Origin of the sequence: Stenotrophomonas sp. Ste96, from assembly GCF_024519495.1 — a bacterium.
Taxonomy (GTDB): domain Bacteria; phylum Pseudomonadota; class Gammaproteobacteria; order Xanthomonadales; family Xanthomonadaceae; genus Stenotrophomonas; species Stenotrophomonas bentonitica_A.
The window spans coordinates 122,087-146,887 of sequence record NZ_JALJRX010000001.1 but is presented as its reverse complement, the minus strand read 5'-3'; the positions used below and the strand labels follow the sequence as shown (position 1 = coordinate 146,887).

At 68.2% G+C, this 24,801-nt stretch carries 22 protein-coding genes; 13 read left to right on the top strand and 9 right to left on the bottom strand.

Translation table 11 applies throughout. From position 1 onward, the window contains the following. Nucleotides 1-11: 11 nt before the first annotated feature. Complete coding sequence (locus tag OC373_RS00670; RefSeq protein ID WP_261996781.1) at nucleotides 12-1,184, bottom strand: hypothetical protein; 1,173 nt, start codon at nucleotides 1,182-1,184, stop codon at nucleotides 12-14. Between the two features lie 181 nt (nucleotides 1,185-1,365). Here OC373_RS00670 and OC373_RS00665 point away from each other — a divergent pair, with 181 nt between their 5' ends. From OC373_RS00665 to OC373_RS00615, 11 genes are all read left to right on the top strand, one after another. Then, nucleotides 1,366-1,773: a hypothetical protein gene (locus OC373_RS00665; protein ID WP_261996780.1), complete on the top strand. Its 408-nt coding sequence runs from the start codon at nucleotides 1,366-1,368 to the stop codon at nucleotides 1,771-1,773. Between the two features lie 30 nt (nucleotides 1,774-1,803). Further along, nucleotides 1,804-2,313 carry a DUF202 domain-containing protein gene (locus OC373_RS00660; RefSeq protein WP_261996779.1) on the top strand — a complete coding sequence of 170 codons (510 nt, stop codon included), beginning with the start codon at nucleotides 1,804-1,806 and terminating at the stop codon, nucleotides 2,311-2,313. Between the two features lie 61 nt (nucleotides 2,314-2,374). After that, complete coding sequence (locus OC373_RS00655; RefSeq protein ID WP_261996778.1) at nucleotides 2,375-3,973, top strand: arylsulfatase; 1,599 nt, start codon at nucleotides 2,375-2,377, stop codon at nucleotides 3,971-3,973. Further along, nucleotides 3,973-4,899 carry a formylglycine-generating enzyme family protein gene (locus OC373_RS00650; RefSeq protein WP_261996777.1) on the top strand — a complete coding sequence of 309 codons (927 nt, stop codon included), beginning with the start codon at nucleotides 3,973-3,975 and terminating at the stop codon, nucleotides 4,897-4,899. Before OC373_RS00655 ends, OC373_RS00650 begins: the two co-directional genes overlap by 1 nt. Nucleotides 4,900-4,941: 42 nt before the next feature. After that, nucleotides 4,942-5,319 carry a DUF1622 domain-containing protein gene (locus tag OC373_RS00645; RefSeq protein ID WP_261996776.1) on the top strand — a complete coding sequence of 126 codons (378 nt, stop codon included), beginning with the start codon at nucleotides 4,942-4,944 and terminating at the stop codon, nucleotides 5,317-5,319. A 43-nt stretch (nucleotides 5,320-5,362) separates the two neighbouring features. After that, nucleotides 5,363-6,349 carry a transporter gene (locus tag OC373_RS00640; RefSeq protein WP_070425274.1) on the top strand — a complete coding sequence of 329 codons (987 nt, stop codon included), beginning with the start codon at nucleotides 5,363-5,365 and terminating at the stop codon, nucleotides 6,347-6,349. A 52-nt stretch (nucleotides 6,350-6,401) separates the two neighbouring features. Continuing rightward, the gene (locus OC373_RS00635; RefSeq protein ID WP_261996775.1) at nucleotides 6,402-7,220 is read left to right on the top strand and encodes a DUF2092 domain-containing protein; all 819 of its coding nucleotides are present in this window, start codon (nucleotides 6,402-6,404) and stop codon (nucleotides 7,218-7,220) included. A gap of 1 nt (nucleotide 7,221) precedes the next feature. Next, entirely contained in the window at nucleotides 7,222-7,749 is a 528-nt protein-coding gene (locus OC373_RS00630; RefSeq protein ID WP_261996774.1) for a hypothetical protein, read from the top strand. 81 nt (nucleotides 7,750-7,830) lie between these two features. After that, nucleotides 7,831-8,379 (top strand): DUF4136 domain-containing protein, encoded by a 549-nt coding sequence (locus tag OC373_RS00625; RefSeq protein ID WP_261996773.1) that lies wholly within the window; start codon nucleotides 7,831-7,833, stop codon nucleotides 8,377-8,379. Between the two features lie 127 nt (nucleotides 8,380-8,506). Next, the gene (locus OC373_RS00620) at nucleotides 8,507-9,724 is read left to right on the top strand and encodes an outer membrane protein assembly factor (RefSeq protein WP_261996772.1); all 1,218 of its coding nucleotides are present in this window, start codon (nucleotides 8,507-8,509) and stop codon (nucleotides 9,722-9,724) included. Next, entirely contained in the window at nucleotides 9,715-12,012 is a 2,298-nt protein-coding gene (locus OC373_RS00615; RefSeq protein WP_261996771.1) for a patatin-like phospholipase family protein, read from the top strand. Before OC373_RS00620 ends, OC373_RS00615 begins: the two co-directional genes overlap by 10 nt. 23 nt (nucleotides 12,013-12,035) lie before the next feature. Here the strand turns inward: OC373_RS00615 and OC373_RS00610 are convergent, their stop codons facing one another. The 7 genes from OC373_RS00610 to OC373_RS00580 all read right to left on the bottom strand — a co-directional run bounded on the left by OC373_RS00610 (nucleotide 12,036) and on the right by OC373_RS00580 (nucleotide 18,623). Continuing rightward, on the bottom strand, nucleotides 12,036-12,212 hold the full coding sequence (locus OC373_RS00610) for a hypothetical protein (RefSeq protein WP_019184670.1): 177 nt from the start codon (nucleotides 12,210-12,212) through the stop codon (nucleotides 12,036-12,038). Between the two features lie 22 nt (nucleotides 12,213-12,234). Beyond that, nucleotides 12,235-12,828 carry a YSC84-related protein gene (locus tag OC373_RS00605; protein ID WP_070425269.1) on the bottom strand — a complete coding sequence of 198 codons (594 nt, stop codon included), beginning with the start codon at nucleotides 12,826-12,828 and terminating at the stop codon, nucleotides 12,235-12,237. A 26-nt stretch (nucleotides 12,829-12,854) separates the two neighbouring features. Then, nucleotides 12,855-14,297 (bottom strand): DUF1254 domain-containing protein, encoded by a 1,443-nt coding sequence (locus OC373_RS00600; RefSeq protein ID WP_261996770.1) that lies wholly within the window; start codon nucleotides 14,295-14,297, stop codon nucleotides 12,855-12,857. Nucleotides 14,298-14,336: 39 nt separating this feature from the next. After that, nucleotides 14,337-15,161, bottom strand: coding sequence for a hypothetical protein (locus OC373_RS00595; protein WP_019184667.1), 825 nt, complete (start codon nucleotides 15,159-15,161; stop codon nucleotides 14,337-14,339). Beyond that, entirely contained in the window at nucleotides 15,158-15,307 is a 150-nt protein-coding gene (locus OC373_RS00590) for a hypothetical protein (RefSeq protein ID WP_261996769.1), read from the bottom strand. Before OC373_RS00590 ends, OC373_RS00595 begins: the two co-directional genes overlap by 4 nt. Nucleotides 15,308-15,789: 482 nt before the next feature. Continuing rightward, nucleotides 15,790-16,575: a DUF2092 domain-containing protein gene (locus OC373_RS00585; RefSeq protein ID WP_261996768.1), complete on the bottom strand. Its 786-nt coding sequence runs from the start codon at nucleotides 16,573-16,575 to the stop codon at nucleotides 15,790-15,792. 155 nt (nucleotides 16,576-16,730) lie between these two features. Next, nucleotides 16,731-18,623 (bottom strand): DUF885 domain-containing protein, encoded by a 1,893-nt coding sequence (locus OC373_RS00580; protein WP_261996767.1) that lies wholly within the window; start codon nucleotides 18,621-18,623, stop codon nucleotides 16,731-16,733. A 423-nt stretch (nucleotides 18,624-19,046) separates the two neighbouring features. On the opposite strand from OC373_RS00580, the gene OC373_RS00575 reads away from it, so the two are divergent. After that, on the top strand, nucleotides 19,047-21,722 hold the full coding sequence (locus tag OC373_RS00575) for a TonB-dependent receptor (protein ID WP_261996766.1): 2,676 nt from the start codon (nucleotides 19,047-19,049) through the stop codon (nucleotides 21,720-21,722). Further along, nucleotides 21,719-22,873: a histidinol-phosphate transaminase gene (locus OC373_RS00570; RefSeq protein WP_261996765.1), complete on the top strand. Its 1,155-nt coding sequence runs from the start codon at nucleotides 21,719-21,721 to the stop codon at nucleotides 22,871-22,873. Before OC373_RS00575 ends, OC373_RS00570 begins: the two co-directional genes overlap by 4 nt. Here the strand turns inward: OC373_RS00570 and OC373_RS00565 are convergent. Next, nucleotides 22,870-24,657, bottom strand: a complete 1,788-nt coding sequence (locus OC373_RS00565) for an FAD-binding protein (RefSeq protein WP_261996764.1) — start codon at nucleotides 24,655-24,657, stop codon at nucleotides 22,870-22,872. The two genes, OC373_RS00570 and OC373_RS00565, sit on opposite strands and share 4 nt — an antisense overlap. Nucleotides 24,658-24,801 lie beyond the last annotated feature (144 nt).

The following is a 24,801-nucleotide window of genomic DNA, read 5'->3' as shown; positions in this document are numbered from 1 at the left end:
TCGGCCGGGAATCACACCAGGATGCCGATCAGCTTCTGTGCCAGCTCGTCCACGGACATGGCCAGCAGTACCAGCGGCAGCAGCGGCACGATGGCATGCAGCGCGATCCAGAGCAGGTTCCAGCGTGTCAGCGGCAGCACCGACATGCTGCTCAGCCCTTTGTAGACGCCACTGAAATCGGCGAAGGCCGAGGCATCGCCATGGTCGAGCAGGGTGTCGGCGGCGGTGGCGTCCTGCACCGTGCGCTGCCAGCGCTGATCGAAGACCGCCGCGGCCCGGTTGCCCAGCGCATCGAAGCGATACAGCGCGTGGCGTTTGGCGCGCAGCATCATCGGCATCAACAGCAGCAGCGGCGCGGCCAGGAGGAGGGTCGCGCCGATCACATACCCGGCCAGCAGATGACGCAGGCCATACAGGCTCCCGCCCAGATACTGCATGTGGTTGAAGCAGGCGCCGGCCAGCAGCACGCCGCCGGCCAGCGCAAGAATGGCGAAGCGCTCCTGTGCCATGCCCAGGAACCCCAGCCCGCCCGCGCCGTCCGGATGCTCGGCATGCAACACCAGGTCGGCGCGTGGCAGCCGCCACAGCAGGCAGGTCCACAGCACGAAGCGCCACAGCCACAGCAGTGCCACCAGGCGGAACAGCGGCACACCGACCCATTCGTACCAGCGCCCGGCGGCGGTCAGGCTGCCCTGGTCCAGCCGCCAGTCGGCGATGCCGGGAAGCAGGCTAACCGTATCGCTGCCGAACAGCAGCGGCGCCCAGGCGATCACCACGCACAGCGCTTCGGGCAGCCAACTGTCGCGCCAGCGCCGCACCCTGGCCAAGAGCCCGTCGAGCGATTGTGGGTGACGCGGGTGGACCAGGCTGGCGTGGGTCAGCTGGCGCAGGGCATTGCGCAGCAGTGCATCCGATCGGGGCGCGGCGAGCACCAGCAATGGCACGGCAAGCAGCAGGCGGGCCAGCGTGGCGTAGTCGCCCAGCAGCGACATCGACGGCGGCGCGGGCCACAGCGTACCGGCACGGGCGGCCAGCAGCAGCATCGGCCCGAACGTGACCACGACGATACCCAGCGCGATCCACAGCGACAGCCGCGAGGTGCCGTGCAGCGCGCCGCTGGCATGCAGCAGCCGGTGCACCAGCCCGCCGCGCATCAGCGAATAGGGGTCCTGGTCCTTGCGCATCGGATGGCTGACCGGGCAGTGGAGGAGGGGGCGCACAGCGTCGCAGCGCGCTGGCACGGAGCATACCGCCGCCACCGTGGGCCGCGGGCGCAGTAAAAATACTGTGGTGCATGCAGTACTAACTCGATTGTGCGGCCTGCGCCGTCCGCCCAAGCTGGAGCCCTGACCCAAGGATCCCGCCATGCTCCTGGTGATCGATTTCCTTACGCGCTTCTGGACGGACATGATCGATCGCGCCGACGGTCCCATGACCTTCCGCTTCTTCCTGCAGCCGACGATGGCGCTGATCACCGCCCTGATCGACGGCATCAGGGACGCCAAGGCGGGCAGGACCCCTTACGCGTGGCTTCTGACCCACAGCTCGGCCGGCGAGCGCAAGGTCGCCTGGCGGCAGGGCGTCACCGCCACGACGCGGATCCTGCTGCTGGGCGTCGGCATGGACGTGATCTACCAGTTCCGCATGTTCGGCGGTTTCAAGTACCCGCTGGAAGCGTTCGTGATCGCGGTGGTGCTCGGCTTCCTGCCGTACCTGGTCCTGCGTGGACCGATCGCCCGCATCGCATCGCACTGGCTGCGCCGCCGTCACTGACTCCCGATCCTTCCACGCCACGAGCCCTCCATGAACGACACCGACCCGACCAAACGACTCAGCGAGCGTGCCCTGAGCATCGCGCGCGCCAAGGAACTGCTGGGCGGCAGCGACGAGGCATCCATCGAGCTGTCTTCGCGGCGGACCGGGATGTCGTTCCAGCGGACCCGCATGAGCGCGGACCGTACGCTGATGTCGATCATCCGCACGGCGCTGTCGTTGATCGGCTTCGGCTTCACCATCTATCAGTTCTTCGGGCACATGCTCGAGACCGGCACCGCGCTGCGTCCGCATGCGCCGCGCAACTTCGGCATCGCCCTGGTGGGGCTCGGGCTGGTGCTGCTGACCCTGGGCATCGTCTATCACGTGCGCTACATGCAGGGCCTGCGCACCGAGCGCCGGATCATGATCGGCGAAGGCCTGGTCCATGGCGAAAGCCACTATCCCATCTCCCTCACCCTGATCACCGCCGGGCTGCTGTGGCTGCTCGGCCTGCTGGCGATCGTCAGCATGACCTTCAACGTCTCGCCATTCGCCTGACGGCCGTTCCCGCATGCCGGCACGACGCCGGAACCCAACACGCATCCCCCTGGAGAGTGTCATGGCAACAGCAAAAGCGGCAGCATCCCCCAAAACGTCCGCAACCACGAAGGCCGGCAAGAACGGCAAGCGGCCGAACATCCTGGTGATCTGGGGCGACGACATCGGCATCAGCAACCTGAGCTGCTACAGCCAGGGCCTGATGGGCTACCGGACGCCCAATATCGACCGCATCGCCAACGAAGGCACGCTGTTCACCGATTCCTACGGCGAGCAGTCCTGCACTGCCGGCCGCTCGTCGTTCATCACCGGCCAGAGCGTGTACCGCACCGGCCTGTCCAAGGTCGGCATCCCCGGCGCGCCGACCGGCATGAACGAGAAGCTGGTGACCATTGCCGCGCTGCTCAAGAACCAGGGCTATGCCACCGGCCAGTTCGGCAAGAACCACCTCGGCGATCTGAACCACATGCTGCCGACCAACCACGGCTTCGATGAGTTCTACGGCAACCTGTACCACCTCAATGCCGAGGAAGAGCCGGACATGTACGACTACTTTCCGGAGGAGGACTTCCCGAACTTCCGGAAAACCATGGGCCCGCGCGGGGTCATCCGCAGCTGGGCGACAGACAAGGACGATGCCACCGAACAGGAACGCTGGGGCAGGATCGGCAAGCAGAAGATCGAAGACACCGGGCCGCTGACGCCGGAGCGGATGGAGACCTGCGACGAGGATTTCGCGGCCACCGCCAAGGACTTCATCAAGCGCCAGCATGACGCCGACACGCCGTTCTTCGTCTGGGTGAACTTCACCCACATGCACCTGTTCACCCACACCAAGAAGGAAAGCCTCGGCCAGGCCGGGCGCTGGCAGTCGCCGTACCACGACACCATGATCGACCACGATCGCAACGTCGGTGAACTGCTGGACTATCTCGACGAGCTGGGCATCGCCGAGGACACCTTCGTGATGTACTCCACCGACAACGGTCCGCACCGGAACTCCTGGCCGGACGGCGGCACCACGCCGTTCCGCAGCGAGAAGGACACCAACTGGGAAGGCGCGTTCCGCATTCCGATGGTGGTGCGCTGGCCTGGCCACATTCCCGCGGGCACCATTGCCAACGGGATCGTGCAGCATCACGACTGGCTGCCGACCTTCCTGGCGATGGCCGGCGACCCGGATGTCAGCGAGAAACTCAAGAAGGGCTACAAGGCGATCGGGCGGACGTACAAGAACCACATCGACGGGGTCAACCTGACCGGCTACCTGACCGGAAAGGAAAAGGAGAGCCCGCGCAAGCTGTTCGTCTATTTCAGCGACGACGGTGATGTGATGGCCATCCGCTACGACAACTGGAAAGTCTCGTTCATGGAGCAGCGCTGCGAGGGCACGCTGCAGGTCTGGTCCGAGCCGCTGATCCGGTTGCGCCTGCCCAAGGTCTACAACCTCAGGACCGACCCGTACGAGTTCGCCGACATCACCTCGAATACGTACTACGACTGGTTCCTGCACCACGACTACATCCTGTTCGGGGCCTATGCGATCGCCGACAGGTTCGCGGCTACCTTCAAGGATTTCCCGCGGGTCCAGAAGCCGAACACCTTCACCATCGATGATGCGCTGGCCAAGCTCAGCGAAGCCTGCGCGGGCAATCAATGATGAGCGTCGTCGCCGACACCATGATCGATATCGCCGGCGGCGTCTTCGTGATGGGATCCAACGATCACTATCCCGAGGAACGGCCGGCGCACAAGGCGCGGGTGGCACCGTTCCGGATCGACCGTTACCCGGTGACCAACCGGGAGTTCGCACGGTTCATCCGCGAAACGGGCTACGTGACGGCTGCCGAGCGCCCGGCGGACCCGGCCGATTACCCCGGCGCGGACCCGGCGCTGCTGGTGCCGTCCTCGGTGGTGTTCGTGCAGCCTGCGCACCCGGTCGATCTGTCCAATACGCACAACTGGTGGCATTACGTGGCCGGCGCCGACTGGCGGCATCCCCGTGGCCCGGGCTCGTCGCTGCAGGGCCTGGACGATCACCCGGTGGTGCACGTGAATGTCGCCGATGCACTGGCATATGCGCGCTGGGCGGACAAGGACCTGCCCACCGAAGCCGAATGGGAGTTCGCCGCGCGCGGCGGGCAGGAGGGCGGTGAGTTCGCCTGGGGCGACAGCCTGGTTCCGGGGGGCCGCCATCAGGCCAATACCTGGCAGGGTGAATTCCCGTGGCACAGCCTGGACGAGGACGGGTACCGCTGGACCTCGCCAGTGGGCAGCTTTCCGCCCAACGGCTACGGCCTGTACGACATGATCGGCAATGTCTGGGAATGGACCGGCGACTGGTACCAGCAGCACGACCAGCTGCAGAGCAAGCCGTGCTGCGCGATCGACAACCCCCGTGGCGGCGCGCGCGAAGGCAGCCACGACCCGCGCGACCGCAGTGCGATCCCGCGCCGGGTCATGAAGGGCGGCTCGCACCTGTGTGCGCCCAACTACTGCCGGCGCTACCGGCCGGCGGCCCGGATGGCGCAGCCGATCGACACCTCCACCTGCCACCTTGGCTTTCGTTGCGTGGAGCGCGGATGAGCCGCCTCTGCCACCGCCAGGTGCGATACCGGAGCATCCCGCATGACGCCTCTGAAGGCATGGCTGATCGCCATCACCGAGCCGGTCGTTGTCATCATCGATGCAATGGCACTGGTGCTGATCGCGCTGGCCACGGCGGTGGTGTTCGTGCAGGCGCTGCGGCTGGCGCTGCGCGGTCACCCCACCAACGTGGAGCGGCGCGCGGTGTGGCTGGCGTATGGCCGCTGGCTGGTGGCCGGGCTGACCATGCAGCTAGCGGCGGACATCATCGAATCCTCGATCTACACCGACTGGGACGCGATCGGTCAACTGGCCGCGATCGCCGTGATACGGACCTTCCTGAACTATTTCCTGGAGCGCGACATCGAGGAGGTGCGCGAGCGGCAGCACGCACCGCGGCCCACGCCGGACCCGTCCTGATCCCGCGCACTGCGATTCCCCTTCCGCCCCGGAGGCCGATGCCATGAACACCCCTGCACCCACCACGCCCCGGTCCCGGCCGCGCGGCCCGCTGGCCCTGTGTCTGGGCGGACTGCTGGCGCTGGGCAGCGCTCCCGCCGCAGCCACTGAAGGCGCGCTGGGTCGCTCGATCACCGGCATGCAGATCACCTCCTACGCTGGTGTCATCCCGCCCGAGCCGGGCATGCAGTGGTCGTTGAGCTACATCCAGTACAACGGCAAGATCAGCGGCAACCGCCCGGCACCGATCGCCGGCCAGATCTCTCTGGGCCTGGAAGCCGACGTCAGTCTGACTGCCGCCACCGGCGTGTATGTCTGGCCGACCAAGGCCGGGCGCTGGAACTTTGCCTCGATGCTGACCGTGCCCTACATCGACGCCGACGTCACCGCCAACCTCGCGGGGCCGCTCGGCAACCGCTTCCAGGCCAAGGATCACGCGTCCAACCTGTTCGATGTGTACTTCGCCCCGGTGATCGCCGGGTACCACATCAGTGAGGTGGAGCATCTGTCCTTCGGCGTGTATGTGTATGCACCCACCGCCAAGTACGACCCCAACCGGCTGGCCAACCCGGGCATGAACATCTGGACGTTCTCGCCCAGCGTGGGGTACACGCACCTGTTCCAGAAGGGCACGCTGGAATTCAGCGTGCTGGGCGCCACCGACTGGTACACCCGCAACGACGACACCGACTACAAGAACGGCGTGGTCGCCCGTGCGGACGTGCTGCTGGTCAAGCGCACCGCCAGCGGGTGGGGCTTCGGCGCGGCCGGCGGCTGGATCCAGCAGCTGCAGGACGACAAGGGCGACACCGCAGACCGCCTGGATGGATTCAAGGGGCGCTCGTTCGGCCTCGGCCCGGTGCTGACCTACGGCAGGAAGTGGTCCGGCGGCGAGCATCTGGATGTTTCTTTCCGCTATGTCGGCGAATTCAGCGTCAAGAACCGGTTCGAGGGCGATCCCTGGAGCCTCTCGATCAGCGGTGGCTTCTGATTCCGGCCGCGCAAGCGCGGCTGCCTGTCTTCCGTCCTGTGGAGTAACGGTCATGCCCTCTGCCATTCCCCCCGTTGCATGGTCGGCGTGCCTGCTGCTGGCCGCGCTGGCGCCTGCGGCAGCCGCGGCCACCCGCGTCGCCGCGGCTGCCGCCCCGGCGTCTGCGCCGGCCGACCGCCTTGAGCGCGATCCAGAGGCGCTGGCCGCGCTGGACCGCATGGGCGCGGCGCTGCGCGCCCTCAAGCAGTTCTCGCTGACCTCCCAGGCCAGTACGGAAATCGTCCTGGATGACGGCCAGAAGGTCGAGCTGGACGGCGTGGTCACCTACAAGGTCAGGACGCCGAACCAGCTGTTCCTGGAACTGCGCAGCGATCGCCAGCTTCGCCAGTTGTTCTACGACGGCAAGTCGCTGTCGCTGTACTCCCCACGCCTGAAGTACTACGCCCAGGTGGATGGCGTGAGCGCCACGCTCGGCGAGCTCGTCGAAGACGCCGCCAGCCGCTACGGCATCGACATGCCGCTGGCCGACATGTTCCTCTGGGGCACCGACAAAGCCCCGAAGACCGCCATCCGCGGCGCGCTGCATATCGGCGGCGGCACCCTCGATGGCGAGGCCATCGAGCAGTACGCGTTCAAGCAGGACGCGGTGGACTGGCAGCTGTGGGTCAGCAAGGCGACTTCGTTGCCCAGGAAGCTGGTGATCACCTCGCTGGATGATCCGGCGCTGCCGCAGTATCGCGCCCAGCTTCGCTGGGATACCCGCACGCCGGTCGCGGCCACTGCATTCCAGTTCACGCCACCGGCCGATGCGGCGCGGATCAAGCTGGTCCCGGTCGCGGTGGTGATCGACGCTGCCGGGCAGGAGAACTGACATGCGGACCGTGATCAATCGTTTCTTCGTGGTGACCTCCCTGGCCGCCGGCCTGCTCCTGGTACTCCTGCTGACGGTATCCGCGCCAGCCAGTGCCCAGCGCGGCGGCGGCTTCCATGGTGGTGCACGTGCCAGCGCCCACACCAGCATCAACCGGCCCGTGCAGCGCCCGCAGGGCGGCAACATCAATCGCGGCGGTGGCGGCAACATCAATCGCAACATCGATGCAAACCGCAACGTCAATCGCAACGTCAACCGGAATGTCGATCGCAAGGTCAACGTCAACGTGGATTACCACGACGATCACTGGAACCACTGGGACGACCATCCATTCGCGACCGCCGCAGCGGTGACCGCCGGTGTGGCGGTGACCTCGGCGGTGATCGGCTCGATCGTCAACTCGGTGCCGCCCAGCTGCGTGACCACCGTGATCAACGGCATGGCCTACCAGCAGTGTGGCAATGTCTGGTACGAGCCGCGCTATGCCGGCACCACCGTGCAGTACGTGGTGATCAACCCGCCGCGCTGAACGCGCCTCGTCGTTCTGCCAGCCCACAGGACGGCTGCACACGCAGCGCGTCTTTCCATCCTGCCCCTGGAGACTCGCGTCATGAAAGCTTTTGCCATCGCCGTCCTGGCCACCTCCCTGGTCGCCTGCGCCTCCACCCCGACCGTCAAGACCGACTTCGATCCGTCGGCCAGCTTCAGCTCCTACAAGACCTACACCTGGGCGATGAAGCCCGAGGCAAGCTCGCCGCTGGTGCAGCAACGCATCATCGACGGCATCAACGCCCGCCTGCAGGCCAAGGGACTGCGCGAAGCCCCCAACGGCGACATCGCGCTGGCCGCGCACATCGCCAACAGCCAGAAGCAGACCCTGGACACCTTCTACAGCGGCACCGGCATGGGCGGGTGGGGCTGGCGCGGCGGTGGCTGGGGCGGCGGCATGGCCATGGGCAACGCCACGACCACGGTGCATACATATGACGTGGGCACCCTGGTGGTGGACATGTTCGATGCCCGCACCAAACAGGCCGTGTGGCGCGGTACGGCCAGCGGCACGGTGCCGACGTCGCCGGACAAGGTCAATGCGGCGGTGGAAGCAGGGCTGGACAAACTGTTCGCTGCGTTCCCGCCGGGTGCGACCGCCGCACGCTGAGTGCTGCGCCGAAGATGCAAACGCGTTCAACCGCGCGGGCCCGTGCCGGGCTGTCCCCCTCCCACCGGCACGGGCCCACGCACTTGAACTGACCGGCCGTCCTGCTTCCCATCCCTCGAGGTGCCGCGTGTCGATCGGCCATGCCGTACGCCTGGTAGTGCTGTTGGGCGTCCTTGCGCCCTGGAGCGCCGTTGCCCAGCAGGGCACCCAGGCAGCGCCCCAGCCTGTTGCGGCGCCGGTCCAGACCCCCGTGCCCGCGCCGGCGTCGACCGCGAAGGCTTCGTTGTTCCGTGACGCCGAAGATGGCCATTTCGACATGTCGCGCTGGCTGCTCGAGCACCGCGGCTTCCTGCCGGTACCGATCATCGTGACCGACCCGGCGGTCGGCAACGGGGGCGGTGTGGCGCTGGCGTTCTTCCATCGCCCTGCGGCTTCCGGCTCGCCAGGGGAAGGCGGTGCACCGAAGATGGTGACGCCGGACATCTATGGCGGCGGGGCGATGCGCACGTCCAACGGCAGTGAAGCCTACGGCGTGGGCGCGTCGCTGCATTTCGACGATGACCGCTGGCGTTACCGGGGCGGCGTGGCCAAGACCTCGTTCAACCTGGGCTTCTACACCCCGGGCACGCTGCTGCCCGCGCAGAAGATCGAATACAACATGGATGGCCTGATGTCGTTCCAGCAGGGGTTCCGTCGCCTTGGCGACCGCGACCTGTACCTGGGCCTGGCCTGGGTCTACATGGACCTGGACATCGGCTTCGATGTTGCCTCCGACAGTGACCGGTTCCAGCCGCACGAGCTGTCCAAGCGCAGCTCCGGCCTCGGCCTGTCGCTGGAATACGACACCCGCGACAATCCGTTCACGCCCTCCAGGGGCTGGCTGGGCATGGTCGAGGGCAACTTCTACCTGCCGGGCATCGGCAGTGATGCCACCTTCCAGAGTTATCGCGGGCACGCCTACGGCTATTGGCCGATGGGCAGGTACTTCGTGCTCGGCGGCCGCGCCGATGCGCGCTGGGCCAACGGTGAAATCCCGTTTTACCGGCTGCCCTACATCGACCTGCGCGGCATCGGCTCGGCCCGTTACCAGGACACGCGCGCGGCGGTGCTGGAGAGCGAGCTGCGCTGGAACATGACCCAGCGCTGGGCGCTGATCGGGTTCGTCGGCGCGGGACGCACCTGGGGGCGGCACAACCGTTTCAGCGACGGCGCCAGCCAGGTCTCCAAAGGCGCGGGCGTGCGCTATCTGATCGCCCGCCAGTTGGGGATGCACGTTGGCGTGGACTATGCGTGGGGCCCGGAGGACGACACGTTCTACATCCAGGTCGGCAGCGCATGGCGTTGATAGGCCACCCCCAGACATTTCCGCGTGCAGCATCGCTGCTGCTTGCAGGGGCGTGTGCGGCCGGTGCACCTGCACCACTGCAGGCCGCCGAGCCGGTCGCGTCGGCCGTGGTGGCCGGCCAGGGCAGCCACTGCGGCGTACGCGGTCCCGGCGATACCCGCCCGCGCATCGGGTTGGCGCTGGGCGGCGGTGGCGCGCGCGGCATTGCGCATGTGCGCATCCTCAAACAGCTCGAAGCGCTGTACATTCCGGTGGACTGCATCGCCGGCACCAGCGCTGGCGCCCTGGTCGGCGCGCTGTATGCCTCCGGCTCCACGCCCGAGCAGATCGAGCAGGTGGTGCTGAGCACCGAGTGGTTGAGCCTGTTCACCGATACCCTGCCGCGCCGCGACCGGTCCCTGCGGCGCAAGGCAGACGACTACGCACAGCTGGCCCCGATCGGCATCGGACTGGGCGGCGAAGGCAAGGCGGTGGCGCTGGCCGGCGGCGTATCCGAGGGCGAGAAGCTGATCGCGCTGTTCGAGCGTGCCACCGGCGGCAGCCGGGTGAGCGGCCGCTTCGACGATCTTCCCATCCCGTTCCGCGCAGTCGCCACCGATATCAACACCGGGCAGCCGGTGGTGTTGTCCGAGGGCAACCTGCCGATGGCGATGCGCGCCAGCATGTCCCTGCCTGGCATCTTCCGGCCGGTGGTGATCGACGGGCACGTGCTGCTCGATGGCGGACTGTCCAACCAGGTGCCGATCGACGTGGTGCGCGCGATGGGTGCCGACCGGGTGATCGCGGTCGACGTGGGCACGCCGCTCAAGCCGCTGGATCGCGATGCCAGCCTGGTGGATGTGATCAGCCAGTTGAGCGGCTTCCTGACCACCCGCAGCGCCCAGACCCAGCTGGACAGCCTGGGCACGCAGGACCTGCTGATCTCGCCGGACCTGACCGGCAAGGTTGCCACCGGCGATTTCGACAAGGCGCCCGAAGCGCTGCGGATCGGCCAGCTCGCTGCCGAACAGGCCGCCCCGGCGCTGCGCGCCTTCGCGCAGAGCCCGCAGGTATATGGGCAGCTGGCCGCGCAACGTGTGCAGCGCGAACGTCCCGTCGGCACGGACCGGATCGAGTTCGTCGAGGTGGAGAACCACACCGGCTACGCCGATGCACTGCTGCTGAGCTACCTGCCGGTCCAGATCGGCGAGCCGCTGGACATCAAGGGCATGCAGGCCGGTGTCCTGCGCGCCTACGGCATGGGTACCCTGGCCAGCATCAACTACGACGTGCGCGAGCGCGATGGCCGCACGGGTGTGTTCGTATCGGCCTATCCCAAACCGAACGGCCCCATCTACCTGGAGGCCGGGTTGAGCCTGAGCAACGATCTGGAGGGCAACCACGAAAGCAACCTGCGCGCGGGACTGCTGTTCTCGCCGCTGTCGCCCTATGGCGCCGAGGCGCGCATCGCCCTGCAGATCGGCAGCGAGCCGGGGCTGACCGGGCAGTACTACCGTCCTTTCGATCTGCACAACCGCTACGCCTTCCAGGCCGGCGGCGGCTTCCAGACCCGCAGCTTCAATCTGTATGACGAAGAAGGTGACAAGATCGCGCGCTACCGGGTGCGCCGTACCGGCGGCACGCTGGCGCTGGTGCGCAATGTGTCCAATGTGCTTGCGCTGTCGGTCGGGGTGGAGCGCTATACCGGCAACGCCGAGGTGGAGGTCGGTGATCCAGCCATTCCGCGCGTGAACTTCGAGGAGGGCGCCTGGATCGCGCAGGCGACGCTGGACGACATCGACAGTGTCTACTTCCCGCGCGATGGTTACCTGGTCAATGCCGGCACGTACCAGTCCAGCCCCAGCCTGGGTGCCGATGCGCGTTTTGGCCAGCTGGACCTGGATGCGGTGGCGGCCCGGTCGTTCGGCCGGCACGCGCTGCAGCTGGGGCTGCGCTATCACGTGACATCCTCCGGCACGGCGCCGGTGCAGAACCTGTACCGGCTCGGCGGGCGCTGGCGGCTGGCCGGCTTCCAGCACAACCAGCTGACCGGGCAGGACTACGCCCTCGGCTTTGCCGGCTACACCTACGAGCTGGGCAAGCTGCTCGGCCGCTCGGCGCAGGTGGGTGGCACGGTGGAGTACGGCAACGCCTGGCAGCGCCGCAGCGACATGTCCTTGAGCGACGGGATATGGAACGGCAGCGTGTTCCTCGGCTTCGACTCGTGGATCGGCCCGTTGATCTTCGGCATGGGCTTCCGCGAGGGCGGCGAGAACGTGGTGTTCATCGAGCTCGGGCAGTCACTGTGATGCCGGCCAGCGGCCGTCACTGCTCACCACACCTGCGAGAGGATCACCCCGAGCGCGCCGCACCAGCACACGATCACGAACCAGGCCAGCACCGCATTGGCACTGAGGCCGCGGTGGCGGACGAACAGGCTCAGCACCAGCGCGGCCACCAGCGGCAGCACGAACAGACTGACGATCCAGACCAGCGGATGGCCGTGCATGGAAGCTCCTTGGCCTGTTGGCTCAGTTCAGGGCTTTATCGGGGTAGTAGCGGGTGCCCTTGACCGTGAGTTCCGCGGCCAGGCCGCTCTCGGTCATCTGGTAGACCCACACGTTGTCGGAGACCTGCACGGCGCCGGTGAGGCCGCCGCCGGCCTTGTCGACCTTTGCGGCCAACGTGGCCTGGCCGCCGATCTCGATGCCGCGGGTGATGAAGTCCTGGTATGCCTCGGGTGTCCTGAACACCCAGACCAGATCGAAGGTCTTGGCGCCGAATCCCAGGCCTGCCTGGATCTCGACCATGCGCATGAAGGTTTCCTGTCCACTGCGGTTGTCGATGGCCACGCCATGCCCACCACCGCCGCCGGCGATCAGCACCTTGACCCCGAAGCTGCGGAACACCGCATACCCGGCGGCCTGTTCCACCGCCTGGCGGGCGCCGGGCTGGGCCGCGTACAGCCGCGACAACACGGCGGCGGTGGCGGTGCGCGCCTGGTTCTGCGCCTCGCGTTTTTCCGTTGATGGCGGCGCATCACTGCGCGCGGGTGCGCTGGAACTGCAGCCGACAACAAGAACGCTGGCCAGGGCCAGCGCCAACACGGGTAGGCAGAGTTTCATCACGGCACCTCCGGAAGGAACAGCGGTCACTGCACCCGCTCGATCTGCGGCGAGGTCCACTGGCCCTGCAGCAGCGCAGGCTTGGGCCAGTAGTAGCGCATCGCGGCCATGAACGGGCCGTTGGGCGCCGGAAGCCAGTTGCTCTGTTTGTCCGGCCCCGGCGAGTCGTGCTGCAGGTACAGCGTGACGCCACCATCAGCGTCTTTCTTGAGCTGGGGCAGCATCGCGGCATTGATCAGATAGCGGTCGATCGGGTTGGCCACCAGCAGCTGGCCAGGCAGGTCATACATGGTCAGCGACCAGAACGCGTTCACCGGCGGCAGGCCGTCCTTGCCGAAGCGCAGCACGTAGCGGTGCTGGCTGCCGTCAAGCGGGGCGCCGTCGGCATCCTTTTCGTAGATGGGATACAGCGCTTCGTCGCGCGAGTTGGCGCCGATGCCCATCTGGGTGCCGGTGGCGCGCGCGACATAATCGTTCTTGAGGAATTCGCGGGTGCCGAACAGCGTGTCCATCTTCCCGCCCAGCGCGCTGCGGCGCGCGTCGATGTCATGCTGCCCATCGGCCATCCCGTCCTTCAACGCCTGCAGCGTCGGCGGCGGCAGCGCCGCCACGTCCAGGGGCTGCCCCGGCACGATGCCGACCCGGGCAAAGCGCGCGCGCAGGTCCACTTCACTGGGATGCGGCGGGGCGAACTGCAGCAGGAACGCCAGCTGGCCGAAGAAGGCCGGCGAGGTGCGTGCCTCGCTGCCGGACAGCGGCGTGGGCCAGTCCACCGCGGCCGGCGCCGGTGGCGCAGGTGTGCCCAGGTACGCCGACAACGGTTGCACCTTGTACCCGGCCTGGATGCGTTTGACGTTGTCCAGGTCGGCGGGGTTGAACAGCTGCGTGCGCCCGACCAGGCTGACCAGCTGGGTTTCCGAACGGATCACCTGGGTGATCCCATCGGGAACGGCGCCCTGCCAGTCCGGGCCGGCGATCAGATAGTGCCCGCCCTCATTGCCGGTCGTGCGGCTGCCGATGTAGGCGAAGTTGTAGGTGTACAGGTCCATCAGCTGGAACACGAAGTAGCGCTCCGCTTCCATTTTCGGCACGGTGATCACCACCGGCTCGGCGCGCAGGTCCAGCCCGGCGAACGAGTAGGGCGTGTCCGAGTTGGGCGTCACGAAGGCGGTGTCGGCCGGGGTAAACACGCGGGCGATGTTGAGGATGGTGTTGAACGGCCCCTTGTACTGCGGGTTGGCGGTGTCGATGCTGAAGGTGTGCATCGTCTGGTACTCGCCCAGCATCGGGACGCCGTACACATACGCATCGCGGGCGATCGCGCGCGTATCGGCGGCGGCGTCCGCGGGCGGCTCACTCGGTGCGGTCGTGGCCTGGCTCGATGGCGCCGGCCTGCAGGCGGCGACCAGGGCGAGGATCGCCCCGGCGATCGCCAGGGCGGTGGCGGTGCGCAGCAGTCGCATGCTCATGTCCTCTTCAGTGCGCGCACCAGGTGGCGCGCGTCGGCATCATTCGGGGAAGACCAGGGTCACCATCATCCGCGCGGTCCAGCGGCTGGCGTACTGTGGGCGGTCAACGTTGTAGAAGCCGCCCACTCCGATGCTCACCGGCGTGTGGCCCAGCCGCAGCACCTTGGACACGGTCGCTCCCAGCGGCACCGTCCATGCGTCGCCGCTGTCGGCCTTCCAGTTGTAGTTGGTCTCGGAGGTGAAGCTCAGCGACCAGCCCTGGGGCAGGTTGCGGGTGAGGAAGGGCTGCACGCTGGTGCTGCTGACATCCTCGCGGTCGCTGTCACCGCCCACCGACCAGACATGGTTGGCCAGTGCACCGACGGTCCACTTCTGCGTTTTGTGCACCACGATGAAGGCGGGGCCGAGCGAGTATTTGCCCGTGCCCAGGCTGTCGTGCGAGGCGGTATCGAGCAGCGCGGCGAAGCCGAAGCCGACCTCGGTGCCATGTGCCTCCGAGGCGGTCTTGGGGATGTAGTACCCCTGCACGAACAGATCGCCGGTCCCGTGCTTGTCTTCCGGGAACTGATTCCAGCTCAACGGCAGGATCGGGCGCAGGATGAACTTGCCGTTCTCACCGACGAAGGGAATCACCGGCTGGATCTTCAACTGCTGATTGTGGACGTCGCCCCCGGGCCCGACCGAGCCCTGGTAGTTGTACTGGAACGGCACCGAGATCAGGGCCGCCCCGGGGTCGGCGAGCTTGCGGGCGATGTCATCGGAGGACGCCGGGCCGGCCGGCGCGTCCTGCGCGGCCAGTGGCGCCGCGCAGGCGATGCCGGCGAGCAGCGCCAGCCGGGACAGCGCTGGGCGGCGGCAGATCATTGCGGTGCATCCACGACCACGTACTGCACGGTGGTGCCGGAGTAGCGCGGTTGGTACCAGGCATTGTCACAGCGCTGGTAGCCCAGGCCGTTGACGATGACGGTGCTGCAGTCCACCGGCAGCGAGTACACCACCGAACCGATCACCGCCGAGGTGACCGCGACGCCGGCGGTGAATGCCGCGGCATCCCAGAACGGGTGGTCCCAGTACGGCGGCGGAGGCGGCGGCGGGTACGGCCCGGGACCCGGCGGGTGCGGGCCAGGACCTGGACCAGGCCCAGGCGGATGCGGACCCGGACCCGGACCTGGCGGATGAGGTCCCGGCCCGGGTCCCGGCCCCGGAGCAGGGTGGGGACCGGGACCCGGACCAGGATGCGGACCCGGCTCGGGGCGGGGCCCAGGACCGGGATGTGGCGAAGGGCCTGGCCCCGGCGGATGCGGCGCGAAGCCGCCACCGCCGTGCGCGAAGCCTCCGCCACCGAAACCGCCGGCATGGGCGATCGAGGGATGGGCAAAGCCGCGCAGGCCCGGCCGTGCCTGGGCATCGGCCGGCAGCAACGCGCTGCCCAGCAGCAGGGTGATCAAGGCGGGCGCCAGTGCGGCGCGAAGCGTGGTGGAACGGTCCATGCTCAGTTCTCCCCGTCAGGCGTGGTCTGCGCGGCCAGCGCGACCGGAACGAACACGATCTTGGTGGCCCCCTTGGGGTCGAAGGCCAGTTCCTTCGCGGTCACCGCGCGCCGCGTGTCCCAGTTCAACGTGGCCTGGTAGGTGGGCAGCGCCGGATCGCTGTGGCTGGTGATGGCCAGTTGCCGCGGCAGATGGGTGGCATCGGAGATCCAGACCTGCCAATCCACGCCGGGCTGCCGGAAGGCGTAATGGTGCGTGGCCTCGCCGCCGATGCGGGCACTGCCGACCAGCAGTGCCGACTGGAACTGATCGGTCGGGAACGCCGGTGTGCCCCACAGGAACAGGTCGGCCAGCGGCAGTTCGATGCCATAGGTGGTGGCCGATTCGGCCAGCAGCGCCTGGCTGCTCTTGTTCAATCCATCCAGCGTGGCGTAGTACTTCAGGCGCGGGGAGTAGATCGTCAGGGCCTTGCCGTCGTAGAAGAGCTGACGGTGCTGCTGGTCGCTCTGGATTTCCGCGAAGAAGTGGTCCGGTCCAAGCACGCGATACGTGACGGTGCCAGGCAACGCGATCTTCTGGCCATCATCGAGCACATACTCGGTGCTGGTCGTGGCGCTGAGTGAGAAGTGCGGCAGGGCGCGCAGGGCGGTGCCCATGCGGGCAAGGGCCTGGATCGCCTCGGCATCGATCGTCGCCGGCGCGGTCTGCGCGGCAAGCGGCGGCGGTGACAACAGCAGCGGTCCGGCCAGGACCAGGGCCAACAGCAGGCGCGACGGGGTGCGCGGCATGACGGTCTCCAGAGTGTCGTCGATGGGCCGCGCGACCGGCCGACCCTGTTGACACTCTGCGCACCGCCCACGCCGCGGACAACCGGAGTTACACGGTAAGCCGCTAGGTATTTATACGCAGTCGCCGGCCGCACACCGGCGCCTGCGCGGTGCGCTCAGGGGGCGCGGGCGGAGGGTGGCCCGCCGGCGGCGATCCAGTCCTCGACCGCCTGGCTGACCACCGTCATCGGCATCGCCCCATTGCCCAGGATCAGGTCGTGGAAGGCGCGGATGTCGAAGCGGTCGCCCAGTTGCCTGCGGGCGTGCTCGCGCAGTTCCAGCAGGCGCAGCTGGCCCATCTTGTAGGACGAGGCCTGGCCGGGCTGCACCAGGTAGCGATAGACCTCGATGCGGACATCGCCCGGCGTCATCCCGGTCTTGGCCTGCATGTAGGCCATCGCCTGTTCGGGGGTCCACTGCTTGCGGTGCAGGCCGGTATCCACCACCAGCCGTACCGAGCGGAACATTTCGGCCTGCAGCCGACCGAGGTCACCGGCCGGGTCGTCCCGATACACGCCGGCCTCGGCCATCAACTGTTCGGCATACAGCGCCCAGCCCTCGCTGAACGCACTCGGGTTGAGGCTGCGGCGCAGCATCGGCAGGTCGGTGAGGGTCTGGCCGATCGAGATCTGGAAGTGATGGCCGGGCGAGCCCTCGTGATAGGTGAGGGTGGGAATGCTCCAGCGCGTATTGGAGGTAATATCGCCGAGGTTGATGAAGAACGTGCCCGGCCGCGAGCCGTCCATCGCCGGGGGGTAGTAGTAACCGCCCGGCGAGGTGGCCTGCATGTGTGTGGGCACTGGCTGCACCACCACTTTCTGCGCCGGCACGTGGCCGAAGTAGGTGGGCAGGATCGGGCCCAGGTCGCTCAGCCGCTGCTGGATGTCGCCGATCAGCGCCTGGCGGCCGGCATCGCTGTCCGGATACAGGTAGCGCGGATCCTTGCGCAGCGTCTCGATCCGCGCGGCAACCGTGCCGTCGCGCAGACCCAGCTGCTTCAGGCGTGCATCCATGGCCGTGTCCAGGCGCGCGACTTCGCTCAGGCCGATCTGGTGGATCGCATCGGCATCCAGATCGGTGCTGGTGTACCAGCGCAGTGCCGCGTCGTAATACGCCTTGCCCTCGGGCAGGGCCCACACCCCCTTGTTGCCGGGATGGGTGGCCAGCTTGGCCTGCACGTCATCGAGCAGGCGCTGGTACCCCGGATTGACGGCGTCGCGCACGGCGGTGGTCGCCTCGGCGATCAGCTCTGCCCGGCGCGGGGCGGCGATGGCGGGGACCTTGTCCAGTTTGCGCTGCAGTGACTGCACCCACAGGCTGTTTTCCGGTGCAGGCGCGAGCAGCGTACGGAACTGGTTGGCCGCCCCCTCCAGCGCGACCTCAGGCGGCACCACACCCTGGCGGGCCTGCATGTCCATGTTGGCCCGGACCTGGTCCAGCTTGGGCCCCATGGCCCGCAGCCGCGCGATGTAGTGGCGTGCACTGGTGTCATCGGTCACCGCGTGCTGGTTGTCCATGAACTGCGGCAGGTTGACCGGCAGGCTGAACAGTTGATCCACCGCGTAGGTGCTGCCGCCAACCGGCAACCATGCCGCGGCCCAGGGCACCGCCATCAGATCGATCTGGGCCTGGTAGAACCAGCGCGCGAGCCCGTCGCTGAGACGCTGCTGCGGATCCAGCGGCGCACCGTGCCAGGCCTTGATCTGGGCGAGGTTGTCGGCCATCGCGCGGCGGTTGACCTCGCGCCGCGCCAGCGAGACGTCGGTCAACTGGTCGGACAGATCACCCGCTGCGTCGCCGCTGATGCCCAGCATGGTGCGCAGTTCGGGATCGGCGTTGATCGCGGCCATCGTCTGCGCATCCAGCAGTGCGTTGAACGAGGCGGGGGCAACGGCACGTGAGTTCGCAGGCGTCTGTGCACGCGCCTCCGGGACGGGAAGGGCCACCGCGCCAGCGATGGCGAGGGCAAGCAGGGCAGGGGCAACGCGGGCGGGCGTGATCGGAAACACGGGGCGATCTCCGTTGGGGGCAGGCGGCGCGAAGGCTACGCCTGCGCGTGTGTGCCTGCATCTGCGGATCGTCATTGCCGCGCAGGCGGCGGTATCGGGCGGTCGCTGGCCGTCGGGCGGCAAACACCGTCGGCTATGTGGATATGCCCATCGGTAAGGGCGTTGGTCGCTGCGCCGCCACCGCCATCGAGTGAAATCAGTGACTTGAGCGAAGGCGATGGCGGAGGCGTCCAGGCGCGCGAGGGTACGCCCGGCGGGGTGGATTGACGCTCTGCAGCAAGTTTGCAACATGGGCCGCAGGTCACCCGGGGGAGCCTGTCTTGCCTGCCTTCCATCTGCCACGGCGATGTCGCCGTTGACGTGCCACCTGCGCCGCGCTCCATCGTCTTTTGCGGGCCTCGCCCGATCTCTGCGGAAGTTGCCATGAATCCTCGCGCCACCGTGCTGCGACGTCGCCGTCTGTCCGTCGCCGTGTTTGCCAGCCTGCTCTCCACCCTGCCGGTCCACGCCCAATCACCCGGCGACGCCCCGGTGGTCACCCAGCTCGACCAGCTCACCGTGCTCGGCAGCCGCACCCAGGCACGCACCGTGCTGGAGTCCCCGGTCCCGATCGACGTGCTCGGCGCCGAGGACATCCGCAGCAGCGGCTACACCGACATCAGCCAGATCCTGCAGTCGCTGCTGCCCTCGTTCAACTTCCCGCACCCGACCACGCCGGACGGCAACACCCATATCCGCTCGGCAACGCTGCGCGGGCTGTCGCCGGATCAGACCCTGGTGCTGGTCAACGGCAAGCGCCGGCATGCCAGTGCCTGGGTCAATACCGGCGGTACGGTGGGCAAGGGCGCGGTCTCCACCGATCTGAATGCCATCCCGGTCAGCGCGATCGAGCGGGTGGAGGTGCTGCGCGATGGGGCGTCCGCCCAGTACGGGTCCGATGCGATCGCCGGGGTGATCAACATCGTGCTGCGCGAGGATGCCGGGTTTGAAGGTCGCGTCAGCCGCGGTACCACCCGCGATGGCGGCGGTGGTACGACGGCCGTCGCGCTCGATACCGGCGTGGCCTTTGCCGAGGGCGGTGGCCTGCACCTGACCTGGGACTATCGTGACCGCAAGGCTGCCAACCGCGCACTGCCCGATACCCGCCAGCAGTACTTCGGCATCGGCCGCAACGGGGTGCCGGTGGCACCATCAAGCACCTTCGGCTCCGGCACCGGCCTGGCCCCGATCGGCGGTGCGGCCGCCGGTGCGGTCGCCGATCCACGTGAGGCCACCATCGATCGCGATGCGCTGTGGCGCTTCGCCGATTCGGCCGACACCGTCGAGAAGACCGTGTTCGGCAATCTGCGCAAGCCGCTGGCCTGGGCCGAGGGCCTGGAGGCCTACGCCTTCGGCGGCTATGGGGTGAGCGAAGGCAGCTCCAATGCGTCATTGCGCCGCGCCGGCCAGGTCGAGAACGTGCGTGCGATCTACCCGGACGGATTCCTGCCGTGGGTCGATACCCAGAGCACCAATGCGTCGCTTGGTGCGGGCATCAAGGGCCTGTTCGGTGACTGGCACTGGGACCTGAGCAGCGTCTACGGACGCAACAAGCTGGTCTACCGCACCCGCAACACGCTCAACGCCACGCTGGGTGCCGACAGCCCGACCGCGTTCTACAACGGCGCGCTGGAGGCCTCGCAGTGGACCACCAACCTGGATGCCAGCAACAGTATCGAGCTGGGCTGGCATGCGCCGCTGCGACTCGCGCTGGGTGCGGAGTTCCGCCGCGATACCTACGGCATTTCGCCGGGCGAACTGAACTCGTATGTGTGGGGGCCGGCACGCGTGCTCGACGGCCCGTCCGCCGGCAGCGTGCCGACCATCGGCTCGCAGGGCTTTGCCGGCATCCAGCCGGCCGATGCGGGCAACCACCATCGGCACAACATCTCGGCCTATGCCGAGGCCGAGACCGACGTCACCGACCGCTTCCTGGTCTCGCTGGCAGGGCGCTGGGAGGACTACAGCGATTTCGGCAGCACCACCAACGGCAAGCTCGCACTGCGCTACCAGCTCGATGGCGGGGTCGCGCTGCGCGCCTCGGTCAGCAGCGGCTTCCATGCGCCCGCACTGGCCCAGCAGTACTTCAGTTCCACCAGCAGCCGCACGCTCAACAATGCCGTCACCGGGGTGCCGGAGTACGTGCTGGTGCGCACCGCGCCGGTGGATACCGTGGAGGCCCGCGCGCTGGGCGCGCGGTCGCTGGAGCCGGAACAGGCCACCAATCTCACCGCCGGCCTCACCTGGGGCATCGGCGGGCTCAGCGCATCACTGGATGTGTACCGGATCGATATCGATGACCGCATCTTCCTTTCCAGCAACTTCGTCGATGCAGCCGGCTCCACCGCGATCCGCGACTACCTCGCGGCGCTGGGTTCACCGGGGGTGACCAGTGTGCGCTACTTCAGCAATGCCGCAGATACCCGCACCACCGGCGTGGATGCGTCGGCGCGCTACCTGTGGGACCTTGCCGATCATGGCCGGCTGACCGCGACCGTCGCCTACAACCGCAACAAGACCGAGCTGACCCACGTCGCCTCGACCCCGGCGCAGCTCACCGCGCTCGGCGTGCGCACGCCGTTGTTCGATGTCACCGAGCGCACCCGCGTGGAGAAGGGCCAGCCGCGCGACAACCTGACGCTCGCGCTGGGCTGGGACGTCGGCCGCTGGGGCCTGCACCTGGGCACGCACCGCTACGGTGAGATCGAAGGGGTGGCGGCGACCAACCAGAGCGCGGCCAACGTCGCTGCCTTCGCGCAGGGCTCGACCCGCTTCCGCACGCTGCCGACCGAAGCCGGCACGGCCGGCAATCTCGACGTGATCCAGACGCTGGAGGCGCGCTGGGTCACTGATCTGGACATCGCCTTCCGCGCCACCGACACCGTCACCTTGGTGGTGGGCGCGAACAATCTGTTCAATACCTATCCCACCCGCAACATCGCCACCACCCCGCAGGTCTCCGGTGCGGATACCTTTGGCGTGTTCCCGTACAGCGAACTGTCGCCGTTCGGCTGGAGTGGCACGTATTACTACGCCCGCCTGGAGGCCCGTTTCCAATGACCCGTCCCACGATGACAGGCACGCTACCTGCCGACCCGCAGCGCCGGCACTGGCTGCGTGCCGGCCTGACCACGGCGGCGGTAGCCGCGCTGGCGCCGGTGGCCGGATCGGCCGCTGCGGCCGCACCGTCCGTCGCCGCCGACACCGCTATCGATGTGCTGCGGCTGGACCTCAACGAAAGCAGCTACGGTCCCTCGCCGAAGGTGGGGCCGGCCGTGCAGCGTGCGCTGGTGGAAGCGCCGCGCTACGTGAGCGCCGCCCAGTTGCAGGCCCTGCAGGTGCAGATCGCCACGCTGGAAGGGGTCGCGCCGGAGCAGGTCATCGTCGGTGAAGTGCTGGAAGCACTTGGCCAGCACCTGGCGCTGAGCGAAGGTGCCGGTGGCTTCATCTACTCGGTGCCCGGCTATGGCGCGCTGGTGGACGCGGCCAGGCCCTTTGGCGGGCGGGCGGTGGAAGTGCCGTTGAACGCGCGGCTGGAGAATGACCTGCCCGCATTGCTGGCGGCGATCGCGCCGGACACCCGCGCGCTGTTCGTGGTCAATCCGCACAATCCCTCGGGCACGCTCAGCCCGGGCGCGGACTTCGATCGTTTCGTGAGCGCCGCGCAGGCGCGCACGCTGGTGATCGTCGATGAGGCCTACCTGGACTATCGAGAGGATGCGGCCGCGTTGAGCGCGGTGCGCCTGCTGCGGCAGGGCCAGAACGTGGTGGTGTTCCGCACGCTGGGCAAGATCCACGCGCTGGCGGGTCTGCAGGTCGGCTATGCGCTGGCCCAGACCGGGCTGGCCGGCGCGCTGCGCCAGCGCGGGGTAGGGGGAGCGCACGCGCAGAACCAGCTCTCTCTCGCCGCGGCAGCGGCGGCGCTGGCCGATACCGCCCACGTGGCCCAGGTCCGGCGCAGCGTTGCGCTGGAGCGGCAGCGCTGGCAGCAGGTGCTGACCGGGCTGGGCCTGCGTTCTACCGAGGCCGCCGGCAATTTCGTGTTCGTCGACACCGGGCGCCCGCATGCAGCCGTCGCAGCCGGGTTGCTGCAGCAGGGCGTGCGCATCGCGCGGGTGTTCGCTCCGTATGACACCTGGGTGCGGATCACCATCGGCACGCCGGCGGAGAACCGGCGCGCGCAGCAGGCGTTGCGTCACGTGCTGGCCTAGCCGCGGATGCGCTCGAAGCCGTCCGCGCTCCAGTCCTCGCTGCCCACCCCGTGGTGGATGACGAACAGCCCCTGCGGATCGTAACGGCGCTTGGCCGCCTGCAGGCGAGGATAGTTCGGTCCCCAGAACGCCTGCTGCCAGTCTTTCTGGAAGTAGTCGCTCTCGGAGACGTAGGCCGGTGCGGACGGGGCCACCGCGCTCAGCGCCTGGTAGGCCCGCGCCACGTTCAAGGCCCCCCGGCGTGCACGGGGCTCGTCCACCTTCAGGCCCAGGCCCGGGAAGACCGGTCCGCCGGCGTTGCCGATGATGGCCAGCGCGAAGGCATCCAGCACCGCAGGGTGGGTGGCGGTGTCACGGCTGGCCGCCAGCGCAGCGGCCGGGGCGCCGAACAGGCCCTTGTTGCAGTGCAGGCCGACATCCATGTGCTCGGCCGCAGCGCAGATCGCGGCCGCCGCCTGCTCACGCCGCGCATCATCCAGCAAGCCTGACGGCAGCCAGGCCGAGGCGTAGCCGTGCAGGAACCAGCCGACCTGACCCTGATCGCCCTTCCACAGCATGTGCCGCGGCGAGGCACCCGCGCGGGTGTCCTCGGCGATGAACCCGGGGGCATGCTGGCGGAAGAAATCGGCATCCCAGAAATCGCGGGCCGGCATCGCCAGGGCCTGCAGGGGGTCGGTGATCGTGTAGGCCGGCCTTGCACGCACCCATGCCAGGAACGGCGACCAGGTGGCTTCGGCCGCGTCGCGCGACAGCCCCTGGAACACCATCGAGACCGAGAGCCGGCGCGTGTCGGTGAAGGTGATCTGCTCGCCCCAGTGCGCGTTGCACAGCGTGTCGCGGTAGAAGCGCAGCATCTCCGCCGCCAGGGCCTGCCAGCTGGCGTCGTCGCTGGCCTGGATCTGGCAGGAGACGCCGCCGAACGTGTCGGGCAGGGCATGGGTGCGCAGCGTCATCCGGGTCACGATCCCGAAGCTCGCCGCACAGCCGCCCTTGAGGGCCCAGAACAGTTCCGGGTCGTTGTCGGCGTTGACGATGCGGATCTGGCCGTCGGCGGTGACGATCTCGGCCTCGAGCAGGCTGGCCGCCGCCGTGCCATGCGCCTTGGAGAAGCTGCCGAAGCCGCCGCCGGTGACCAGGCCGGTCACCCCCACCGAGGTGCAGCCGCCGCCCTGGACATAGCGGCCACCGTGGGTGGTGACCGCATCGTAGGCATCGATCCACATGGCCCCGGCGCCCACGCTGACCGCCGGCTGCGGCGCCGTGCCCGGGCGGGCGTTGTGGGCCACAAAGGCGTCATGCGGCTCGACCTGGTTCATCGCGCGGGTCCAGACCAGCAGCGAATCCGGTGCGCAGGACGTGCCGTGGTAGCTGTGCCCACCGCCTTTGACCACCAGCCGCAGCCGGTGGGTACGGGCGAAGTTCACCGCGGCGGCAACGTCGGCGCTGTTGGCGGCCGAGACCACCTTGGCACTCGGTACGGAGCGCCACGCCCCGAAGTAGCCACTGGTCTGGGTCAGGGCGGGCTGGTCACCGAGGAAGAAGGGGTTCTGCAACTGCTCCAGGGCGGCCGCGCGGGTGGCAGGGTCGGCCAGGAACGGCGACTGCGGGACCGACAGCCGGCCGCCCACCGCACGCGACAGCCGGTCCCATTCGGTCGCCGCCGGCCAGGCCGCGCTCCCCGGCCGCACCCTCGCACCGGTCGCCGCGAAGGCGGGGCCGGCCTTGAGCAGCGTGGGCAGCAGGGGCAGGGTCAGCCCGGCCTTGAGGCAATCGCGTCGTTTCATGGAAGTCGTTCCTTCGGTGTGCGCCGTGCGTGATGCCGACGAGTGTGATCCCGGGAAGGCCCGCCCGCATTGGCCTGGGGCTGGATTCCGGGGGGGAAGGGACAAGTGGCGGTGACCCAGGGGCGACCGGTCCGGGTACCGACG